We start from the raw sequence: 17916 nt of genomic DNA, 5'->3' as shown, positions 1-17916 counted from the left end.
CGTCGCAACTCGCGCGCAGCGCGGTGAGGACAGCCATTCCGGACACCCCCCTCCGGAGGCCCCGCCCCCCGGCACCCACCACCGGCGCAGCCACGCCCCGCAAGGGGCGCACTGCACCCCGCACGAGACGGGCGCACGGGCGACACGCCCCCCGTGCCGGACCCCGCCCCCAGGGCGACACGCCACTGGACCGAGCCACGCCCCAGGGGCGAACCCCTACAGCGCCGCGCCCTGACCGGGCCGGCCGCTCGGGACCGGGCCACGCCCGCGGGGCGCCACGCCCCGCCGGGGGCAACACACGACCGGGCCACGCCCGCAGGGCCGACACCGGGCCGGCCCGGAGAAGGCCCGGTCACGCCCGAGCGCGCAGCGCTCGAAGAACTACTCGCGGCCCTCCCGGCCGTTCTCCTTCGTCGTGTGCAGCCGCGCCCGCACGTCGTCCACCGGCAGAAACTTCGACCAGCGCTCCGGGAATTCGGACGGCATGTCCCCGCCGCCGTCCTCGTCGTCGTCGGCGTCGTCCCCGTCGCCGTGCATCTCCGCGGCCCTCGCCCGTGCCAGCAGCTGCGCCGCGTCGGCGGCGCGGGCCCGTTCGTTCGCGGCACGGGCCGCGGCCGTGGCGACCGACGGCCAGACGCGGTCGATCGCGGCGTTGACGGCCGCGCCGACGAGGACGGCGAACGCGGAGATGCCGATCCACAGCAGGAAGGCGATGGGCGCGGCGAGGGAGCCGTAGATCGTGGGGCCTTCGACCTGGCTGGTGAGGTAGATGCGCAGCAGGAAGCTGCCGAGGATCCACATGCCGAGGGCCACGAGGGCGCCGGGGATGTCCTCGACCCAGGGGGACCGGACGGGCACGGACACGTGGTAGAGCGTGGTCAGGAAGGCGATGGAGAGGAGGATGACGACGGGCCAGTACAGGAGCCGGACGACTTCCGTGCCCCAGGGCATGAGTTCGACGACCCGGTCGGGGCCGACGACGGCGAGCGGCAGTACGACCGCGCCGATCAGCAGGGCGACGATGTACAGCAGGAACGCCAGCAGCCTGGTGGCGACGATGCCGCGGTGGCCGTCGAGCCCGTACATGACGGTGATGGTGTCGATGAAGACGTTGACGGCCCGCGACCCGGACCACAGGGCGATGGCGAAGCCGATGGAGATGAGGTCGGGCCGGCCGCCCTGGGTGACGTCCTCGAGCAGGGGTTTGGCGATGTCGTTGACGCCGCGGTCGGACAGGACGGTGCCGACGGCGGTGAGGATGTTCTCCTCGATGGAGGCGACGGTGGTGGTGTTGGTCCAGTCGTCGATGTAGCCGAGGAGGCCGATCAGTCCGAGCATCAGCGGCGGGACGGACAGCAGTGTGAAGAACGCCGCTTCGGCCGCCAGGCCGAGGATGCGGTATTCGATGCACGAATTGACCGTGTCTTTCAGCAGCAGCCATGCCATCTTCCGCTTCGAGACGTTGCGGTAGAGGACTCGGGCCCGGTGGAGCCGGCCCGACGGCCGCTCGGGTGTTTCGTTTGCTGCCTGCACCTCCTTACCGTATCGGCATGGCAGCCAGCACCCACACAGTGACCAACCAGCCTCCGCCCCTGGTGGGGTACGACGTGTTCGCCGCCGACCGTGCCCTCGCGGAGGCGGTCGACCGGCATGTGGCGGAGGGGGCCGGTGAGGCGGCGCGCGAGGAGCTTTCGGGGCTCGGACGGGCGGCGGGCTCGGCCGAGGCCCAGGAGTGGGGGGCGCAGGCGGACGGGTTTCCGCCGAGGCTGCGGACGCACGACCGGTACGGGCACCGGATCGACGAGGTGGAGTTCCATCCGGCCTGGCACCGGCTGCTGGGCCGTGCCGTCTCCGCGGGTCTGGTGAATGCCTGGGGCAGGCCGGGCGGGCATGTCCGCCGGGCGGCCGGTTTCCTGGTGTGGACGCAGGTCGAGGCGGGCCACGGCTGTCCGGTGTCGATGACGCACGCCGCGGTGCCGGCGCTGCGTACCGATCCGGTGCTGGCCGCCGAGTGGGAGCCGCGGCTGACGTCGGCCGTGTACGAGGAGGCTCTGCGTCCGGCGTCGTCGAAGCGTGGGGTCCTGTTCGGGATGGCCATGACGGAGAAGCAGGGCGGCAGTGACGTGCGGACGAACACGACGCGTGCCGAGCCGCTGGGGCAGGAGGGCGAGTACCTGCTGACGGGGCACAAGTGGTTCTGTTCGGCTCCGATGAGCGACGGTTTCCTGGTGCTGGCGCAGGTGTCGCCTGCCACGGGGCGGGGCGGGCCGACCTGTTTCCTGGTGCCCCGGGTGCTGGAGGACGGGAGCCGGAACGTCTTCCGGATCCAGCGGCTGAAGGACAAGCTCGGCAACCGGTCCAACGCCTCGGCCGAGGTCGAGTTCGAGGGGACGTGGGCGCGGCGGGTCGGCGAGGAGGGGCGGGGGGTGCGCACGATCATCGGGATGGTGGCGGCGACCCGTCTGGACTGTGTCCTCGGTTCGGCCGCGCTGATGCGGCAGGCGGTGGCGCAGGCGATCCATCACACGGCGTACCGGAGCGCGTTCGGCGGGCTGCTGATCGACAAGCCGCTGATGCGCAATGTGCTGGCCGATCTGGCTCTGGAGTCGGAGGCGGCGACGACGCTGGGGATGCGGCTGGCGGCGGCGTACGACGCGGACACGGAGCGGGAGCGGGCGTTCTTGCGGCTGGCGGTTCCCGCGGCGAAGTTCTGGGTGGCGAAGCGGTGCACGCCGGTGGTGGCGGAGGCGCTGGAGTGTCTGGGCGGCAACGGCTATGTGGAGGAGTCGGGCATGCCGCGGCTGCTGCGGGAGTCGCCGTTGAACTCGATCTGGGAGGGGTCGGGCAATGTGCAGGCGCTCGATGTGCTGCGGGCGCTGCAGAGGGAGCCGTCGGCGCTGAACGCCTTCCTCCAGGAGGTGGGCGAGGCGCGGGGCGCTGACCACCGGCTGGACGGGGCGATCAAGGGTCTGCTGACGGAGCTGGCGGATCTGGACGGCATCGAGGCACGGGCGCGCCGGCTGGTGGAGCGGATGGCGCTGGTGCTGCAGGGTTCGCTGCTGGTGCGGTGGGCCCCGCCGGAGGTGGCGGACGCGTTCTGCGCGTCGCGTCTGGGCGGCGACGGCGGTTCGGTGTTCGGCTCGCTTCCGCACACGCTGGATCTGGCTTCGATCGTGGAGCGTGCCCGCGCGGTGGTGTGATCTCCGGGCCGCCCCGGGGACCGGGACGAACGCCGGCCCGAGACACCGGACGGGCCCGAGACACCGAACGGGTGCGGGCCGCTGTGAGAGGGCCCGCACCCGGGACGGTTGACGGGTGGTGCTGCGCCGACACGGCACCACCCACACCGGCGAACCGGTGTTCCGTCACCTTCGTACACGCGCACGCCCCTTCGCGACGGTTGCAAAGGGTTGCATCCTTGTGTGGCATATCGCGGCGCGCGGCGGCCGGGCGGGTGGAGGATTGGGGCGGCCACCCCCGCACACCGGACGCCGGCGTCGCCGAGGAGGACCCGTGAAGAACGCATCGCTCGATCTGGCCGGACTCGCGGCCATGGACACCGCCGAGGCCCTGCGGCTGCTGAAGGGTGTGCGGGACGCCGCCCTGTCCGGCCGCCGGCCGAAGGTGGGGCCCCGCGCTGACATCGACGAGTCGTGGCAGCGGATGCTGCGTCGTGGCCTGGACCCGGATCGGGACCGCAGGGCCGGGCTGCTTCCGCTGGAGGAGCTGGAGCGGCGCAGGCTCGCCTCGCCGTTGCTGGAGGTGCTGCCGGTGCTGCGCGAGGGGCTGGTCTCCATGGCGGAGGGCGCGCAGCACATCATGGTCGTCGCGGACGCCGAGGGCCGGCTGCTGTGGCGGGAGGGGAGCGCGGCCGTTCTCCGCAAGGGCGATTCGCACGGGTTCGTGGTGGGCGCCGACTGGAAGGAGGAGCTGGTCGGCACGAACGGTGTCGGTACTCCTCTGGTGTCCCGGCGTCCGGTGCAGGTGCACTCCGCCGAGCATTTCGTCTCCACGCACCACACGTGGACGTGCGCGGGGGCGCCGATCACGGATCCGCGGGACGGCAGGCTGATAGGGGTCGTCGACATCAGCGGTCCGCTCTCGACGATGCATCCGGCGACGCTGGCGCTGGTCACGTCGGTGGCCCGCCTCGCGGAGGCCGAGCTGCGCAATCGCCACCATGAGGCTCTCGACCGGCTGCGCAGTGTCGCTTCTCCGCTGCTGGGGCGGTTGGGCGGCCGTGCGGTGGCGGTGGACGCGAACGGCTGGCCGGCGGCGGTGACGGGCATGGCGCCGCCGGGCCGGCTGCCGCTGCCGAGTTCGGTGAGGGCAGGCCGGCTGTGGCTGCCGTCGCTCGGTCTGTGCACGCTCGAGCCGCTGCCGGGCGGCTGGCTGATACGTCTCGACGAGGCGTCTCCCGATGCCGCGGAGCCGGGCCGGGTGGTGCTGGACCTGAGCCGGCCGCGGCGGCCGTGTGTCACCGTCACGGGCGCCTCGGGGAGCTGGTCGCACGAGCTCAGCCCCCGCCATGCCGAGCTGCTGTACGTCCTGGCGCGGTTCCGTGACGGGCGGTCGGCGGCGCAGCTGGCGCAGGACCTCTTCGAGGATCCGACGCGGACGGTGACGGTGCGGGCGGAGATGTCCCGGCTGCGGCGGCATCTCGCGCAGGTCCTGGCCCACCGGCCGTACCGCTTCTCGGAGGAGGTGGAGGTGGAGCTGGTGTTGCCCGAGCGGCCGGCGGACCTGCTGCCGCACTCGAGCGCCCCGGCCGTGCGTCGGGGGCGGGTGGCGTGATTCGCTGTCGCGCATGAGCACCGTCACCGTGACCACCTGGTCCCTCGAACAGACCTCCCCCGACGACCAGCGGCCGTCGGCCGCCCCGGGGGAGGACATACGTGTCGTCCGCGCCGAGATCGCTTCGCCCGAGTTCAGCCGGTTCCTCTACACGGCGGTCGGCGGGGACGTCCGGTGGACGGACCGGCTGGGCATGACGTACGCCGAGTGGCGGGAGCTGCTGGACCGCCCGGGGGTCGAGACGTGGGTCGCGTACGAGAAGGGGACGCCGGCCGGTTATGTGGAGCTCCAGGCGCAGGACGACGGCGTGGTGGAGATCGTCTACTTCGGGCTGATCCCTGCCTTCCGCGGCCGCCGGATCGGCGGTCATCTTCTGTCGGCCGGGGTGGCCCGTGCCTGGGACCTGGCGGAGCGGTGGCCGGGGATCGCGCCGACGAAGCGGGTGTGGCTGCACACCTGTTCCCTGGACGGTCCGCACGCGATGGACAACTACCTGCGGCGCGGGTTCCGTGTCTTCGACGAGAAGGTCACGCAGGAGGCGGAGGTCTCCGCTCCCGGCCCGTGGCCGGGTGCCGCGGTCTGAGACTGCCGAACGGTCCCGCCCGGCGGCTCGGCGTACGTTCTCCGGTGACCCATGACACACTGTCTCGCGATGCGGGACAGTGTTGTCCACATTTTGGATGAAGGTGGACTGGGTCCAAAGTCCCATGACACGCTTCCGTCATGTCCAGCACTGGAATTGCCTTGGTGAGTCGGCGGCACGTCGACCTCGGCCGCATGTCCAGCGCCATCTGTCCGGCCTGCTGAGAGTTCAGCACCGCCGCACTTCCGCATTTTCTTCACCCCGCCCTGCGCACCGTCGCGCTTCCCGCGAGTGTGCAGCTCAGAGCCGCCCTCCTGCAGTCTCGAAGGACTATCACCATGGCCGCCAGCCCTGAAAAGCCCGACTCCGTCACGCCCCGCCGCAAGGCCGGACGCCACCGTGGCGAGGGCCAGTGGGCCATGGGGCACCACACACCCCTGAACGGCAACGAGCAGACCAAGAAGGACGACGACGGTCTCAATGTGCGGACACGCATTGAGACGATCTACGCGCACCGGGGCTTCGACTCGATCGACGGCGCCGATCTGCGCGGACGTATGCGCTGGTGGGGCCTCTACACCCAGCGCAAGCCCGGGATCGACGGCGGCAAGACCGCGATCCTGGAACCGGAGGAGCTGGACGACGAGTTCTTCATGCTGCGCGTGCGTATCGACGGCGGGCGGCTGACGACCGAGCAGCTGCGGGTCATCGGCGAGATCTCGCAAGAGTTCGCCCGCGGCACCGCCGACCTCACCGACCGGCAGAACGTGCAGTACCACTGGATCCGGATCGAGGACGTCCCGGAGATCTGGCGGCGGCTCGAGGCCGTCGGCCTGTCGACGACCGAGGCCTGCGGTGACACGCCCCGCACCATCCTCGGCTCGCCGGTCGCCGGCATCGCCCAGGACGAGATCGTCGACGGCACCCCGGCCATCGAGGAGATCCACCGCCGGTTCATCGGCAACAAGGAATTCTCCAACCTGCCCCGCAAGTTCAAGACCGCGATCTCCGGATCGCCGCTGCTCGACGTGGCGCACGAGATCAACGACGTCGCCTTCGTCGGCGTCGAGCACCCCGAGCACGGCCCCGGCTTCGACCTCTGGGTCGGCGGCGGCCTTTCCACGAACCCCAAGCTCGGCGTCCGCCTCGGCGCCTGGGTCCCGCTGGACGAGGTCCCCGACGCCTGGGAGGGCGTGGTCTCGATCTTCCGCGACTACGGCTACCGCCGGCTGCGCAACCGCGCCCGGCTGAAGTTCCTCGTCGCCGACTGGGGCCCCGAGAAGTTCCGCCAGGTCCTCGAGGACGAGTACCTGAAGCGCAAGCTCGTCGACGGTCCCGCCCCCGAGCAGCCCGCGCAGCAGTGGCGCGACCACATCGGCGTCCACCGCCAGCAGGACGGCCGCTTCTACGTCGGTTTCGCACCCCGCGTCGGCCGCGTCGACGGGGCGACCCTCAACAAGATCGCCGAGTTGGCGGAGAACCACGGCTCCGGCCGCGTGCGCACCACGGTCGAGCAGAAGATGATCGTGCTCGACGTGACGGAGGACCAGGTCGACTCGCTGGTCGCCGGCCTGGAGGCGCTGGACCTGCGGGTCACGCCCTCGCCTTTCCGGCGGGGCACGATGGCCTGCACCGGCATCGAGTTCTGCAAGCTGGCCATCGTCGAGACCAAGGGCCGCGGCTCCGCCCTCATCGACGAACTCGAGCGGCGGCTGCCCGAGTTCGAGGAGCCGCTCACCATCAACCTCAACGGCTGCCCCAACGCCTGCGCCCGGATCCAGACCGCCGACATCGGTCTCAAGGGCCAGCTCATGCTGGACGACGAGGGCAACCAGGTCGAGGGCTACCAGGTCCACCTCGGCGGCGCACTCGGGCTCGACCCGGCGTTCGGCCGCAAGGTGCGCGGCCTGAAGGTCACCTCGGCCGAGCTTCCGGACTACGTGGAGCGGGTCCTCAGGCGCTTCGAGGCTGAGCGCGCCGACGGCGAGCGCTTCGCCACCTGGGCGGCCAGGGCCTCCGAGGAGGCCCTCTCATGAGCGAGCGTGCGGCACCGTTCTACTGCCCCTACTGCGGCGACGAGGATCTGCGCCCCAGCGAAGAAGGTCACGGCGCCTGGGAATGCGCGGCGTGCAACCGCGCATTCCAGTTGAAGTTCCTCGGTCTGCTGACGCGAGGACTTCAGCGCAACGACGGTGGAGGGGAAGAGATATGACGACGGTTCAGGCCGGCCGGGATCTCAAGTCGCTGGCCGAACAGGCGGGCCGGGACCTCGAGGAGGCCTCCGCCCTGGAGATCCTCGAGTGGGCCGTGAAGACCTTCGGCCCGCGGTTCTGTGTCACCTCCTCGATGGAGGACGCGGTGGTCGCCCACCTCGCCTCCCGGGTGCTGCCCGGCGTGGATGTCGTCTTCCTCGACACCGGCTACCACTTCGAGGAGACCATCGGCACCCGCGACGCCGTGGACGCGGTGATGGACGTCAACGTCATCACGCTGACGCCCCGGCAGTCGGTGGCCGAGCAGGACGCCGAGTACGGCCCGAAGCTGCACGACCGCGACCCCGACCTGTGCTGCGCGCTGCGCAAGGTCAAGCCGCTCGAAGAGGGCCTGACCGCCTACGAAGCATGGGCCACGGGCCTGCGCCGCGACGAGTCCCCCACCCGGGCGAACACCCCGGTCGTCGGCTGGGACGAGAAGCGGCAGAAGGTCAAGGTCTCCCCGATCGCCCGCTGGACGCAGGACGACGTGGACGCCTACGTCGCCGAGCACGGCGTGCTCACCAACCCGCTGCTGACGGACGGCTACGCCTCCGTCGGCTGCGCGCCCTGCACCCGCCGGGTGCTCGAGGGCGAGGACGCGCGCGCCGGCCGCTGGGCCGGGCGCGGCAAGACCGAGTGCGGGCTGCACGGCTGATGACGTACACACCGGAGATTCAGGAGAAGGAAGTGACCGGAGCCACCATCTGGCTCACGGGTCTGCCGAGCGCCGGCAAGACCACCATCGCGTACGAGCTGGCGGGCCGGCTGCGCGCGGAGGGCCACCGTGTCGAGCTCCTCGACGGTGACGAGATCCGCGAGTTCCTCTCCGCGGGCCTCGGCTTCACCCGCGAGGACCGGCACACGAACGTCCAGCGGATCGGTTTCGTCGCCGAACTGCTGGCGTCCAACGGTGTGAAGGTCCTGGTGCCGGTCATCGCCCCGTACGCGGACAGCCGGGACGCGGTGCGTAAGCGCCACCTGAGCGAGGGCACGCCCTATCTGGAGGTGCACGTCGCCACTCCGGTCGAGGTCTGCTCGGTACGCGACGTGAAGGGCCTGTACGCGAAGCAGGCCGCGGGTGAGATCAGCGGGCTGACCGGTGTCGACGACCCGTACGAGGAGCCCGAGTCGCCCGATCTGCGGATCGAGTCGCACAACCAGACCGTGCAGGAGTCCGCAGCGGCGCTCCACGCACTGCTCGGCGAGCGGGGCCTGCTGTGAGCGACGCAAGCGCGGCAGCCGGGCCGCAGCCGACCGCGATTCCCGCACCTTCGCGCCGTGCAGGCCGAGATGGGGGCACCTCCCAGGCGTCAGCTCTGGGGGATCACGAAAGGGGTCACCGCATGACGACCGTCGCCACTGTCCACGAGGGCACCGACAGCCCGTACGCGCTCTCCCACCTGGACGCTCTCGAGTCGGAGGCCGTGCACATCTTCCGCGAGGTGGCGGGCGAGTTCGAGCGGCCGGTGATCCTCTTCTCCGGCGGCAAGGACTCGATCGTCATGCTGCACCTGGCGCTGAAGGCGTTCGCGCCGGCGCCGGTGCCGTTCTCGCTGCTGCACGTGGACACCGGTCACAACTTCCCCGAGGTGCTCGAGTACCGGGACCGCACCGTCGCCCGGCACGGGCTGCGGCTGCACGTCGCCTCGGTGCAGGAGTACATCGACGCCGGCAAGCTGCGCGAGCGGCCCGACGGCACCCGCAACCCGCTGCAGACCGTGCCGCTGACGGAGGCCATCCAGCAGCACCGTTTCGACGCGGTGTTCGGCGGCGGCCGGCGCGACGAGGAGAAGGCGCGCGCCAAGGAGCGGGTGTTCTCCCTGCGCGACGAGTTCTCGCAATGGGACCCGCGCCGTCAGCGGCCGGAGCTGTGGCAGCTCTACAACGGCCGCCACGCGCCCGGCGAGCATGTGCGGGTCTTCCCGCTGTCCAACTGGACCGAGCTGGACGTGTGGCAGTACATCCAGCGGGAGAAGATCGAACTCCCCCAGATCTACTTCGCGCACGAGCGTGAGGTGTTCAAGCGGTCCGGCATGTGGCTGACCGCCGGCGAGTGGGGCGGCCCCAAGGACACGGAGACGCCGGAGAAGCGGCTGGTCCGCTACCGCACCGTCGGCGACATGTCCTGCACCGGCGCCGTCGACTCCGACGCCACCACGCTGGACGCCGTGATCGCCGAGATCGCCGCCTCCCGGCTCACCGAGCGGGGCGCGACCCGCGCCGACGACAAGCTGTCAGAGGCCGCGATGGAAGACCGCAAGCGCGAAGGGTACTTCTAAAGATGACCAGCCCCACCGAGCAGCTGGCCGAACAGCTCTCCGCCACCACCCTGCTGCGTTTCGCCACCGCCGGGTCCGTCGACGACGGCAAGTCCACCCTGGTCGGGCGGCTGCTGCACGACTCCAAGTCGGTGCTGGCCGACCAGCTCGAGGCCGTCGAGCACGCTTCCCGCAGCCGCGGCCAGGAGACCCCCGACCTGGCGCTGCTCACCGACGGCCTGCGGGCCGAGCGCGAGCAGGGCATCACCATCGACGTGGCGTACCGCTACTTCGCCACCCCGCGGCGGCGGTTCATCCTCGCCGACACCCCGGGCCATGTGCAGTACACCCGCAACATGGTCACCGGCGCGTCGACGGCGGAGCTCGCGGTCGTGCTGGTGGACGCCCGTAACGGCGTCGTCGAGCAGACCCGCCGCCACGCCGCGGTCGCCGCGCTGCTGCGCGTTCCGCATGTGGTGCTCGCCGTCAACAAGATGGACCTCGTGGACTACGCGGAGTCCGTCTTCGCGAAGATCGCCGAGGAGTTCACCGCGTACGCCGCCTCCCTGGGCGTCCCGGAGATCACCGCCATCCCGATCTCGGCGCTGGCCGGCGACAACGTGGTGGACCCGTCCGCGAACATGGACTGGTACGGCGGGCCGACCGTGCTCGAGCACCTCGAGACCGTCCCCGTCAGCCACGACCTGACGTCCTGCCACGCCCGGCTGCCCGTGCAGTACGTGATCCGTCCGCAGACCGCCGAGCACCCCGACTACCGCGGCTACGCGGGGCAGATCGCCGCCGGCACCTTCCGCGTCGGTGAGTCGGTGACCGTGCTGCCCTCCGGCCGCACGTCGAAGATCTCCGGGATCGACCTGCTGGGCCGGTCCGTGGACGTGGCCTGGACGCCGCAGTCCGTCACGCTGCTGCTGGAGGACGACATCGACGTCTCCCGCGGCGACCTCATCGTCCCGAGCGACGACGCGCCCGCCACCACGCAGGACATCGAGGCGACCGTCTGCCACGTCGCGGACGAGCCGCTCACCGTCGGCCAGCGGGTGCTGCTCAAGCACACCACCCGCACGGTCAAGGCGATCGTCAAGGAGATCCCCTCCAGGCTCACCCTCGACGACCTCTCCCAGCACCCTGAGCCCGGCCGGCTCGTCGCGAACGACATCGGCCGCGTCAAGGTCCGCACCGCGGAGCCGCTGGCCCTCGACTCGTACGCCCACTCCCGCCGCACCGGCTCGTTCCTGCTGATCGACCCGGCCGACGGCACCACGCTCGCCGCCGGCATGGCCGGGGACGCGTTCGCCGCCGAGGACACGGCTCCCGCCGTGGACGACGAGGGCTGGGACTTCTGACGATGACCGACATCTTCTCGACCTTCGCCAAGGAGGGCGGCCGCGTCGGCAGCGGGGCGCTCGGCGCGGGTACGGGCGGGGTGGCGCGATGTGCGCGATGACGTACGCGCACCGCATGCGCGCCCGCACCCCGTACCGCCGAAGACCCCGCTTGTCCGCCGACGACCCGGCAGCGTCGCACATGACGTGAGACCGGGCCTACGAGAGGAAATCCTCCCGTGCCAGCCACCCGTACCTTCCTGAGGCGCGGCTTCGCCGCCGCCGCCGTGCCGCTGATCGCCGTCGTCCTGACGGCCTGCGGCTACGGCTCCCAGGCCAAGGACGACTCGGTCGCTCCCGCCGCCAAGGGCGAGAAGACCGGCGGTCTCGACACCGTGAGGATCGGGTACTTCCCGAACCTCACCCACGCCACCGCCCTGGTCGGTGACCAGCAGGGCATCATCCAGAAGGAACTGGGCGGCACCAAGGTGTCGGCCTCGACCTTCAACGCCGGTCCCTCGGAGATCGAGGCGCTCAACGCCGGGTCCATCGACATCGGCTTCATCGGTCCCTCGCCGGCGATCAACGGCTATGTGAAGTCCAAGGGCGAAAGCCTGCGGATCATCGGCGGCTCCGCCTCCGGCGGGGTGAAGCTGGTGGTGAACCCGAAGAAGATCAAGAGCCTCGGGGACCTCAAGGGCAAGCGGATCGCCACCCCGCAGCACGGCAACACCCAGGACGTCGCGTTCCTCAACTGGATCGCGGAGCAGGGCTGGAAGGTCGACGCGGAGACCGGCAAGGGCGACGTCTCCGTGGTCCGCACCGAGAACAAGGTCACCCCGAACGCCTATCTGTCCGGCTCGGTCGACGGCGCCTGGGTGCCGGAGCCGACCGCGTCGAAGCTGGTGAGCGACGGCGCGAAGGTGCTGCTGGACGAGTCGGACCTGTGGCCGGACAAGAAGTTCGTGATCACGAACATCATCGTGTCGCAGACGTTCCTCGACGAGCACCCGGACGTCGTCGAGGCGGTGCTGCGCGGCACGGTGAGGACGAACGCCTGGATCAACGCCAACCCCGACAAGGCGAAGGAAGCGGCGAACGCGAAGCTCCAGGAGCTGACCGGCAAGCCGCTGCCGCCCGAGGTCATCGACCCGGCGTGGAAGTCGATCCGCTTCACCGACGACCCGCTGGCCGCCACCCTCGACGCGCAGGCGGAGCACGCGGTGCGGACGGGCCTGCTCCAGCAGCCCGACCTCGCCGGGATCTACGACCTGAAGCCGCTGAACAAGGTCCTCGCGGCCGAGGGCCGGCCCGAGGTCGCCGACGCCGGACTCGGCGTCAAGTGACCCGTAAAGCATCCGACTTTCCCAGGAGGTGACGACCATGGCCACTGCCATCGCCAAGGCCGAGGACCGCGTCGGTGTCGAGCACGAGTACGCGGCTCGCATCGGGCATGTCTCCAAGTCCTTCAACGGGCCCACCGGGCCGCAGCTCGTCCTGGACGACATCACGCTCGATGTCGCGCCGGGCGAGTTCGTCACCCTTCTGGGAGCCTCGGGCTGCGGCAAGTCGACGCTGCTGAACCTGGTCGCGGGACTCGACCGGCCGACCGTGGGGTCCATCGAGACCCCCGGCGGGCGGCCGGCCCTGATGTTCCAGGAGCACGCGCTGTTCCCGTGGCTGACCGCGGGCAAGAACATCGAGCTCGCGCTGCGGCTGCGCGGGGTGCCGAAGGGCGCCCGGCGCGAGGAGGCGGAGCGGCTGCTGGAGCTGGTGCGGCTCGGCGGCGCGTTCGGCAAGCGGGTGCACGAGCTGTCCGGCGGTATGCGGCAGCGGGTCGCGATGGCGCGGGCCCTGGCGCAGGACAGCCAGCTGCTGCTGATGGACGAGCCGTTCGCGGCGCTCGACGCCATCACCCGCGATGTGCTGCACGACGAGCTCACCCGTATCTGGCGGGAGACGAACGTCTCGGTCCTGTTCGTCACGCACAACGTCCGCGAGGCGGTGCGCCTCGCCCAGCGGGTGGTGCTGCTGTCGTCGCGGCCGGGACGGGTGGCGCGGGAGTGGACCGTGGACATCGACCAGCCGCGACGCATCGAGGACCCCGCCGTGGCGGAGCTGTCCGTCGAGATCACCGAAGAACTGCGTGGGGAGATCCGCCGACATGGCCAGCACTGACACGACCGGAACGGCCACCGGGAAGGGCGCGGCGAGGTCCGACGATCTGGCGGGTCTCGAGGCGGGCCTCGACGCGCTCGACGCGGTGCAGGTGAACCGCACGCCGGTGCGCGAGGTGCTGCTGAAGAAGGTCCTGCCGCCGGTCACCGCCGTGGCGCTGGTGCTGGTGGCCTGGCAGGGGCTCGTGTGGGCGGAGGTCGCCCCGGACTACAAGCTGCCCGCGCCGTCCACGGTGTGGGACGGCCTGTCCGACATGTGGCTTCAGGGCACGTTGTTCGAGGTCATCTGGACCAGCGTCTCCCGCGGTCTGCTGGGCTTCCTGCTGGCGCTCGCCATCGGCACACCGCTCGGCCTGCTGGTGTCGCGGGTGAGGTTCGTGCGCGCGGCGATCGGTCCGGTCCTGTCCGGGCTCCAGTCGCTGCCGTCGGTCGCCTGGGTGCCGCCCGCCGTGATCTGGCTCGGCCTGAACGACTCGATGATGTTCGCCGTCATCCTGCTGGGCGCGGTCCCCTCGATCGCCAACGGCCTGGTCTCCGGCGTGGACCAGGTGCCGCCGCTGTTCCTCCGGGCGGGCCGCACGCTCGGCGCGACCGGGCTGCGGGGCACCTGGCACATCGTGATGCCGGCGGCGCTGCCGGGCTACGTGGCGGGGCTGAAGCAGGGCTGGGCGTTCTCCTGGCGGTCGCTGATGGCGGCGGAGATCATCGCCTCCTCCCCCGATCTGGGGCTCGGGCTCGGCCAGTTGCTGGAGAACGGCCGCAACAACGCCGACATGCCGGGTGTGTTCCTCGCCATCCTCCTGATCCTGATCGTCGGTATCGCGATCGACCTGCTGGTCTTCAGTCCGCTGGAGCGGTGGATCCTGCGCAGCCGCGGTCTTCTCGTCAGGAGCTGACCGCCGATGCACAGCCCTGTCCTCCTTGTCGTCGCGCATGGCAGCCGTGACCCGCGGCACGCGGCGACCGTCCACGCCCTGACCCGGCGGGTGTCCTCGCTGCGGCCGGGGCTGCGGGTGGAGACGGCGTTCCTCGACTTCAACGCCCCGGCGGTGCCGCAGGTCCTCGGCCGGCTGGCGGCCGAGGGGGTCCGGGACGTGGTGGCGCTGCCGCTGCTGCTGACCCGCGCCTTCCACGCCAAGGCCGACATCCCGGCGGTCCTGCGTCAGGCGCCTCCGGCGCTGCGGATCCGCCAGGCGGAGGTCCTCGGCCCGTCGCCGCTGCTGCTGGCCTCCGTCCAGCGGCGGCTGTACGAGGCGGGTCTCACGCCGGCGGACATGAGCTCGACGGGCCTGGTGCTGGCCGCCGCGGGCTCCACAGACCCGGAGGCGATCGCAGTGATCGCTCACACAGCGCGGGAGCTGCGGCACACCGGTTGGTGCGCCGTGCGGCCTGCGTTCGCCTCCGCATCCCTTCCCCGTACCGAGGACGCGGTCCGCGCGCTGCGGGCCGACGGCTGCGCGCGGGTGGCCGTGGCCCCGTACGTGATCGCTCCCGGCCGGCTGCCCGACCGCATCGCGGCGGGCGCCGCGGAGGCGGACGTGGTGGCGGACGTGCTGGGCGACTCGCCGGAGCTGGCGCGGCTGCTGCTGCGCCGCTACGACGAGGCGGGGGTTCAGCACCTCTTGGCGGCCACCGCCTGACCGAACCGGCGCCCGGGCCTTCGCCGCTCCCTGGAGTGTGACAGCGCTGCTTGGTCGGGCCCAATTTATCGCAGCACTGTTATATTAGCGCTGTGACATCCTCCGATCCCACGGCACTTCCCGATCCCTGGCACTCCCTGCACGAACTCCTGGCCGCCATGGACGCGGAGATCGAGCAGCTCTACGTCGAGCGCGGCATCGTGGGGGTGAGGCCCAGATTCGCCTATCCGCTGATCCGGCTCGCCCACACCGGACCACTGACCATTCGCGAGCTTGCGAAGTCCCTGAACCGCTCGCACTCCGCGATCAGCCAGACCGTCGCCGCCATGCGCAAGGAGGATCTCGTCACCTCCGAGCCGGGGCCCGACGCCCGCACCCGGCGAATCGACCTGACAGAGCGCGGCCGATCGCTGGTGCCGGTCCTGGAGGCGGAGTGGCGCGCCACCCACAAGACGGTCGCCGAGCTGGACAGCGAGATCCCGTACGCGATGACCACCGTTGTCGAGGAGGTACGGCGGGCACTGGAACACCGGTCGATGCGGCAGCGGATCCTCGACCACCTCGTCGAGCCACCGCGATGAAGGGACGTGTCCGTGTCCGGTTCCTCGACATCCGCCCGCTGCGCAGCAGTCAGTCGTTCCGCGACCTGTGGATCGGCACCTCCGCCTCTCAACTCGGCGGGCAGATGGCCAACGTGGCGGTGCTGGCCCAGGTCTGGGACCTGACCGGCAGCCCGGTGGGCACCGGCGCCATCGGCCTCGTCACCGGCCTGCCGATGGTGCTGTTCGGGCTGCTCGGCGGCACGTTGGCCGACACCTTCGACCGCCGTGCGGTGGTACGGGCCACCACCGTGGGCCAACTGCTGGCCGCCGCGGGGCTGTGTGCCCTGGCCATGGCGGACAACCGCAACGTGCTGCCGCTGTTCGCCCTGGTGGCCGTGGGGACGAGCTGCAGCGCTCTCGGAGCTCCTGCCCGGCGCACCTTCCCGGTCCGGCTGTTGCCGGGCGACCAGGTCGCTGCCGGTCTTGCGCTGACCAACCTGTCCTTTCAAGCAGCGATGCTGATCGGTCCCGCGACGGCCGGGCTGATCATCGCTCGCTGGGACTTCCCTGCCGCATACGCGATCCAGGCCGTGGCCGTGGCCGTCTCGATGCTCGCGGTGATCCGCCTGCCTGCCATGCGGCCCGAAGGCGCCGACGCGGCAGGCGGCAGGCGCCGGCCGGAGCGTGGCGGTTGGCGGATCGTCCTGCGCCGCCCGACGCTGTGGGGCTCGATGGCCACCGACCTGTCCGCGACGCTGCTCGCCATGCCCATCGCGCTCTTCCCGCTGGTCAACGAGATCCGCTTCGGGGGAAACCCGCAGACCCTCGGTCTGTTCCTCTCGGCCGTCGCTGTCGGAGGGATCACGGCCGGTCTGCTCTCCGGGACGGTGACGCGCCGGCGCCGTGCCGGCCTGGTGCAGCTCTCCGCGGCCGGTGTCTGGGGCCTGGCGCTGGCCTGTTTCGGCCTGGCGGGGCCGTTGTGGCTGGCGCTCGGCTGTCTGGCCGTGGCGGGCGCTGCCGACACCGTGTCCGTCGTCACCCGCGGTGCCCTGGTCCAATTGGAGACACCGGACGCGTACCGGGGGCGGGTCTCCTCGGTGGAACACGTCATCGGTGTCGCGGGCCCCGAACTCGGCAACTTCCGTGGTGGCCTGTTGGCGTCGGCCACCTCCGCCTCCTTCTCCCTGGTCTTCGGCGGGCTGTCCGCCATCCTGGCGATCGCCGCCGTGTCCGCGACCAACGCGCCACTTCGCGCCTACCGCACGCCGCCCGCTGCCGCGAAGCCGACTGCCCCTGGAGTCGCCGACGCGGCGGCGGTCGCTGGTTAGGCCCGGGCGTCCACACAGGAATGGACGATGGGGAAGCGCTCGCTCGGAGAACGCTGGGCGACGTTGGCGAAATACCTACACGGTGCCGACCGGAGGGCTCTTACTCCCGTCCAGCATGGAAATGTCGCGCGACGGGATCCGCATGATCCGGTACCCGGATTCACGTCGCGCGAAGGCCCTGAGTTGCTCCGGTACGACAGGGAAGATGACGCCATTGCATGTGGCGCCTTCCTTGGGAACGGCCCCCAAGTACGCAGGACTCCAACTGGCCGTGTCCACCCGGTCGTACCAGCCGCGACCGATTCCCCGGACGACCGCCGGTACAGCCTTTTCCGCATTGCGCCACGTCGAGGTTCGCGATTCAGGGGTCTTGTCGGAGTCCGCCCGGCGCCGGCTCCGGCGCGGGGTCAGTCGCGGGTCATCTCCACCAGTTTGACGACGGTGTTCCAGTTGCGGCTGGTGGCGACGACGCCCTTGAGCAGCCCCGGCCTGGCGAGCGCCGCCGCGAGCTTGGAGCGGCCGAGGCCTTCCGGCGCGTACAGATACAGTGCGCGGTCGCCCAGCCGGAACTCCTCCGGCAGGTAGGCCGCGGCGTCGACGGGTGCGAACCGGTCGGGAGCGACCCGCTCGGAGAAGTACGTGACGTGGAGTTGCTTGCCCTGGAGCGAGGCGGCGGGGAACGGGCAGGCGTCGGCGACCGCCTTCAGATACCGCCCGTCGCGCACCAGGACGTCGACATGGAAGCCGAACGCCTCCTCGATCGCCTGCTCCAGGCCGGCGGCGAGCGCGTCCTCGTCCTTCTCCTCGCTGCTGAAGACGGCGTTGCCGCTCTGGAGATAGGTCGCGACATCGCCGTGGCCCAAGTCGCCGATGAGCCCCCGCAGTCGCGCCATGGGGACCTGCTTGCCCGCACCCACGTTGATCCCGCGGAGCAGTGCCGCGTACCTCGTCGTCATGCTCGAACAATAAGGCGGTCGCCGTGCCCCGTGGGGGAGG

18 protein-coding genes are annotated in these 17916 nt (G+C 71.1%); 16 read left to right on the top strand and 2 right to left on the bottom strand.

Features of this window, described 5'->3' with window-relative positions; translation table 11 throughout:
• Positions 1–381: 381 nt before the first annotated feature.
• Positions 382–1533 carry a YihY/virulence factor BrkB family protein gene (locus ACWGH4_RS14290; RefSeq protein WP_453459985.1) on the bottom strand — a complete coding sequence of 384 codons (1152 nt, stop codon included), beginning with the start codon at positions 1531–1533 and terminating at the stop codon, positions 382–384.
• Positions 1534–1550: 17 nt separating this feature from the next.
• Between ACWGH4_RS14290 and ACWGH4_RS14285 the strand changes: the two genes are divergently transcribed.
• From ACWGH4_RS14285 to ACWGH4_RS14210, 16 genes are all read left to right on the top strand, one after another.
• Complete coding sequence (locus ACWGH4_RS14285; RefSeq protein ID WP_453459982.1) at positions 1551–3200, top strand: acyl-CoA dehydrogenase family protein; 1650 nt, start codon at positions 1551–1553, stop codon at positions 3198–3200.
• A gap of 313 nt (positions 3201–3513) precedes the next feature.
• Entirely contained in the window at positions 3514–4794 is a 1281-nt protein-coding gene (locus ACWGH4_RS14280) for a GAF domain-containing protein (protein WP_453459980.1), read from the top strand.
• Positions 4795–4807: 13 nt separating this feature from the next.
• The gene (locus tag ACWGH4_RS14275) at positions 4808–5377 is read left to right on the top strand and encodes a GNAT family N-acetyltransferase (protein WP_453459977.1); all 570 of its coding nucleotides are present in this window, start codon (positions 4808–4810) and stop codon (positions 5375–5377) included.
• A gap of 140 nt (positions 5378–5517) precedes the next feature.
• Entirely contained in the window at positions 5518–5601 is an 84-nt protein-coding gene (locus ACWGH4_RS14270) for a putative leader peptide (protein WP_310650533.1), read from the top strand.
• 114 nt (positions 5602–5715) lie between these two features.
• The gene (locus ACWGH4_RS14265; protein ID WP_441261347.1) at positions 5716–7413 is read left to right on the top strand and encodes a nitrite/sulfite reductase; all 1698 of its coding nucleotides are present in this window, start codon (positions 5716–5718) and stop codon (positions 7411–7413) included.
• Positions 7410–7589, top strand: a complete 180-nt coding sequence (locus ACWGH4_RS14260; RefSeq protein ID WP_078951228.1) for a hypothetical protein — start codon at positions 7410–7412, stop codon at positions 7587–7589. The genes ACWGH4_RS14265 and ACWGH4_RS14260 overlap by 4 nt, the downstream gene beginning before the upstream one ends.
• Positions 7586–8287: a phosphoadenylyl-sulfate reductase gene (locus ACWGH4_RS14255; RefSeq protein ID WP_441261346.1), complete on the top strand. Its 702-nt coding sequence runs from the start codon at positions 7586–7588 to the stop codon at positions 8285–8287. The genes ACWGH4_RS14260 and ACWGH4_RS14255 overlap by 4 nt, the downstream gene beginning before the upstream one ends.
• On the top strand, positions 8287–8853 hold the full coding sequence (gene cysC / locus ACWGH4_RS14250; protein WP_453459972.1) for an adenylyl-sulfate kinase: 567 nt from the start codon (positions 8287–8289) through the stop codon (positions 8851–8853). The genes ACWGH4_RS14255 and cysC overlap by 1 nt, the downstream gene beginning before the upstream one ends.
• A gap of 122 nt (positions 8854–8975) precedes the next feature.
• Positions 8976–9911, top strand: a complete 936-nt coding sequence (gene cysD, locus ACWGH4_RS14245; protein WP_441261344.1) for a sulfate adenylyltransferase subunit CysD — start codon at positions 8976–8978, stop codon at positions 9909–9911.
• A gap of 2 nt (positions 9912–9913) precedes the next feature.
• Positions 9914–11254 (top strand): sulfate adenylyltransferase subunit 1, encoded by a 1341-nt coding sequence (locus tag ACWGH4_RS14240; RefSeq protein WP_453459968.1) that lies wholly within the window; start codon positions 9914–9916, stop codon positions 11252–11254.
• Between the two features lie 218 nt (positions 11255–11472).
• On the top strand, positions 11473–12579 hold the full coding sequence (locus ACWGH4_RS14235; RefSeq protein WP_453459965.1) for an ABC transporter substrate-binding protein: 1107 nt from the start codon (positions 11473–11475) through the stop codon (positions 12577–12579).
• 37 nt (positions 12580–12616) lie between these two features.
• Entirely contained in the window at positions 12617–13411 is a 795-nt protein-coding gene (locus ACWGH4_RS14230; RefSeq protein WP_441261341.1) for an ATP-binding cassette domain-containing protein, read from the top strand.
• On the top strand, positions 13398–14306 hold the full coding sequence (locus tag ACWGH4_RS14225; protein ID WP_453459962.1) for an ABC transporter permease: 909 nt from the start codon (positions 13398–13400) through the stop codon (positions 14304–14306). The genes ACWGH4_RS14230 and ACWGH4_RS14225 overlap by 14 nt, the downstream gene beginning before the upstream one ends.
• Before the next feature lie 6 nt (positions 14307–14312).
• Positions 14313–15050 (top strand): sirohydrochlorin chelatase, encoded by a 738-nt coding sequence (locus ACWGH4_RS14220; RefSeq protein WP_453459959.1) that lies wholly within the window; start codon positions 14313–14315, stop codon positions 15048–15050.
• Positions 15051–15142: 92 nt separating this feature from the next.
• Positions 15143–15631: a MarR family winged helix-turn-helix transcriptional regulator gene (locus ACWGH4_RS14215; protein ID WP_453459957.1), complete on the top strand. Its 489-nt coding sequence runs from the start codon at positions 15143–15145 to the stop codon at positions 15629–15631.
• Complete coding sequence (locus tag ACWGH4_RS14210; protein WP_453459954.1) at positions 15628–16920, top strand: MFS transporter; 1293 nt, start codon at positions 15628–15630, stop codon at positions 16918–16920. The genes ACWGH4_RS14215 and ACWGH4_RS14210 overlap by 4 nt, the downstream gene beginning before the upstream one ends.
• Before the next feature lie 407 nt (positions 16921–17327).
• Here ACWGH4_RS14210 and ACWGH4_RS14205 read toward each other — a convergent pair whose 3' ends face one another.
• On the bottom strand, positions 17328–17876 hold the full coding sequence (locus ACWGH4_RS14205) for a DUF1697 domain-containing protein (protein WP_453459951.1): 549 nt from the start codon (positions 17874–17876) through the stop codon (positions 17328–17330).
• Between the last annotated feature and the right edge of the window lie 40 nt (positions 17877–17916).

This window comes from Streptomyces sp. NPDC054847 (genome assembly GCF_053610925.1).
Note: the sequence above shows the minus strand (reverse complement) of the source record. Positions and strands in the feature narration are given on the sequence as shown.